2 protein-coding genes and 1 pseudogene are annotated in these 3,224 nt (G+C 71.5%); all 3 read left to right on the forward strand.

The genetic code is table 11. The annotated features are described in order from the left end of the window. The first annotated feature begins 324 nt into the window (after nt 1-324). The 3 genes and pseudogenes from ACFWOG_RS25920 (at nt 325) to ACFWOG_RS25930 (ending at nt 2,710) form a co-directional block, all read left to right on the forward strand. A complete protein-coding gene (locus tag ACFWOG_RS25920; protein ID WP_380361165.1) occupies nt 325-531 on the forward strand; it encodes a hypothetical protein in 207 nt (68 codons plus the stop codon). Nucleotides 532-777: 246 nt separating this feature from the next. Then, nucleotides 778-1,166: pseudogene (locus ACFWOG_RS25925) on the forward strand (ATP-binding protein). Nucleotides 1,167-2,431: 1,265 nt separating this feature from the next. Continuing rightward, on the forward strand, nt 2,432-2,710 hold the full coding sequence (locus ACFWOG_RS25930; protein WP_380361183.1) for a MerR family transcriptional regulator: 279 nt from the start codon (nt 2,432-2,434) through the stop codon (nt 2,708-2,710). Nucleotides 2,711-3,224: the final 514 nt, after the last annotated feature.

Genomic DNA, 3,224 nt, shown 5'->3' on the forward strand with positions numbered 1-3,224 from the left:
CACGCCGGTGCGGCCCGCGGCGTCGGTGGTCACCCAGCCCTGGGCGTCCCGCTCGCAGCCGAGGTCCGACAGCAGCGCGTCCCGGGGCACCATCTCTCCGGAGCCTCTGACGCACTGTCCGGCCCGCCGGTTCGATGCAGTCTCCACGGCATGCTTTACCTTGACATGTCGGGTGTTGCCCGCAAGCTACCGCATAGCGCTCCGATTGTCCGATGATCGGCCGAGGCCACCTACCGAGAGCTGGAGAACACCGGCCACCGGGGCCGGGCCGCCCGCAGCCGCTACGACCCGGACCAGGACCGCTGGACGCCCTGGGAGCAGTGGGTGGCGCCCCTGTTCGGCGTCACCCCGGAGCGCCTGGCCGCCGCCGAGCAGCGCACCCAGGCGCACTGCCGGGCCGAGTGCGAGCGGCGCTGGGCAGTGATGCGTGAGCGCGACCCGGCCCGCACCCCCGACGCCTGGCCCGGCTGCGCACCCGCCGGCGTCCGGCCGCCCGGACTCCCGCACAGGCCGTCGCCGTGGTCCTGGTGACCGGGGCCGCCGCCGGTCAGACGGCACCACCGTCGCCGGGCCGACCCCGCGCCGGTCCGGGGTCGGCCCGCCGTCAGAACCTCGCCCGTCGCCCGTCGCCCGTTGCCCGTCGCCCGTCGCCCGTCGCCCGGAGAACGGCGGGTGCCGGTTGCGGGATGGTTGTGGTGGGGTTGGTGCTCGGGCTGTCGGGGAATGAGGGTCGGGCAGGCCGGAGAGGGGTTGGTGCCCCGGGGAGCAGGTGACCTGATGGACACGGTGAGCGTCGCTGTCGAAGCCCCCGGTTGGGTCCTCTCGGTCGCGGGTGCGCGCGAGAGCGCACGCGGATTCCTCGCGGGCCTCGTGCCGACCCTCGCACCCGAGGCCGCGGCCGCGGTGATCCTCGTGGTCTCGGAACTCGTGACCAACGCCCTGCGCCACGGCGGCGGCACGTTCGCGCTGGACCTGACCGCGTACACGGACGGCGTCGAGGTGGCCGTCCACGACCGCAGCCCGCGACCGCGCGCATGCGTACCCCCGACCTCGCCGCCGGCACCGGCGGATTCGGCTGGCCCATGGTCAACCGCCTCGCCCACACCACCACCGTCACCCCCCGGCAGACCGGCGGCAAGACTGTCACCGCCCTCCTCGCCCGGTAGCGCCACCGCTCCCGTCCCCGACACCCTTCGGTCACAGCTGCGCAGGGGCGGTGCGTTCGGCCCTGTGTGGGCCCGCGCTGCCGGTGGACACCGTCGTGCTGCGGGCCGGTCGTGGTGCCGGTGCCGATGCCGGCACCTATGCCGGCAACGATGCGGGTGCTGGTGGGGTTGAGGGCTGGGAGGCCGGTAACGGCTGCCTGTTCGGCGAAGCGGGCCAGGGGGCGGCGCAGGACGTGTTCTCCGCGGTCGCGGACGGCTTCGGCGAGGGCCGCCGGCAGGGACTTCCGCGTGCGCGGGGGTGTGAGGCGTGGTCCCGGGGAGGGGCACCGCCGGTGGTGCCCCTCCCGTCATCGGCGTCTCCCCATCGATTCCTGGATCCCCTGCGGCGCCGGGGCGGGGCGTCTGTCCGTCTCTGTTGGGGCCGAAGACTACCTTCCCCTCGGGCGCGGAAAAATCTGTTCTGGCGGGAGTAGACATTGATGTCGGCTGTGGTTAGTGTTTCTCTCGTAGTCGGCAGTCGAGAGGTGCCCGCCAGACACGAACTGGCGGGAAGTGTGACGGAAGTTCGCAGGTCGGCACGGTTGCGGGGCCCTGAAGCCAAGGAAGTGCAGTGCGGCGACAGGGCCGGTGGCCGGGCCGGGCGGCCCGCGGTGATCAGGGGCCGCCACGAGGCGGTATCGCACTTCAGTGAGTGAAGTCGATTCGCAGTCAATGCAGTTCAGCAGGACGCAGTACCCCTGCAAAGGCGCCGGACTGCGGGCGCGCGTGCCGGGGAGGTCCGGACAGCGGGGTTCCACGCCGGGCTCGTGAGCAGGACGGGCGATGGAGCCGGCAGCCGGACCGGGTGGCAGTCAAGGGCTGCCGAAGCAGTGCGCAGTACCAGCAGTACCCGTGTGAAACCGCAGTTCGCAGGAATGTCAGTGACGCAGAGGAAGAACGGAGGGCGCAAGCGCCATCAGGATCGCCCGGCCCGTGAGACGGCTTTTCAGTCCGGGCGGACACCGCAGACCCCCCAGCTACGAAGGACGGTGGTTTCCGGTCACGCATACGCGATCCCCGCACGCCCCATCCCCCGGGGCAGTGCGGAAACAGAGGACCGGCCCAGGCCGGTAGATGGTGTTGTTCCCCTTCGGGGCCCCGGAGCCGCAATGGCGCCGGGGCCCCTCGACGCGTTCCCCAGGAACCAAGAGAGGTGCAGTGACGACGACGACCGACACGCCCCCACCCCCAGCAGCTTCGACGACGACGACTACCCCGCCGACACCATGGGCCGCGCCGCCGCCATGACCGGAACCACGGCCGGCTTCCTGCGCACCCTCGGCGACCAGGGCCTCATCACCCCGCTACGCTCCGACGGCGGCCACCGCCGCTACTCCCGCTACCAGCTACGCATCGCCATGCGCGCCCGCGACCTCGTCGACCAGGGCACCGCCATCGACGCCGCCTGCCGCATCATCATCCTCGAAGACCAACTCGAAGAAGCCCTGCGCATCAACGAACAGCTTCGCCACGACGCCGGACAGCCGCCCGCCGCCGACACCTGACCCCGGCGTCACCGCCTGGTCCGGACGGGCCGCCTGCGGCTCGGCGACTTCCACCCCTGGGCGGTGCGACAGGACGCGGGAAAGCCGTCACCCACAGGGTGACGGCTTCCAGTGCTTCCAGTGCTTCCAGTGCTTCCAGGCCTTCGCGGACTTCTCCGGCCATCCCATCACCGACGACGTCCCGGCGCCTGCGTCGACGAGACGACATGGTGGCCCGTTCCTGTCGCCGAGACACCGGCCCTGTGCCGGACCGGCGGAGATGCACCCCGCTCTTCGGAAGGCACCGGCTTCCGGGTGCGTGCCCGCCGAAGTGCGCTTGGCAAGCTCGCTGCAATCCCTTGACCCTTATTTCGTATATCGAATACATTTCGGATACTCCGAAGCCGCGGCGTCGGCGAGACGGCGCTGGGCGGTTTTCAAGCCCACGCCCGTCGGCCGTCTGGGTGGGCGGTGTGCTCATCAGCCGCACGGTTGTGTTGCCTGAGGTTGCGCAGTGACGGCGTGTCTGTCGGTC

The sequence above is a fragment of the Kitasatospora sp. NPDC058406 genome, from assembly GCF_042722765.1.
Classification (GTDB): Bacteria; Actinomycetota; Actinomycetes; order Streptomycetales; family Streptomycetaceae; genus Kitasatospora.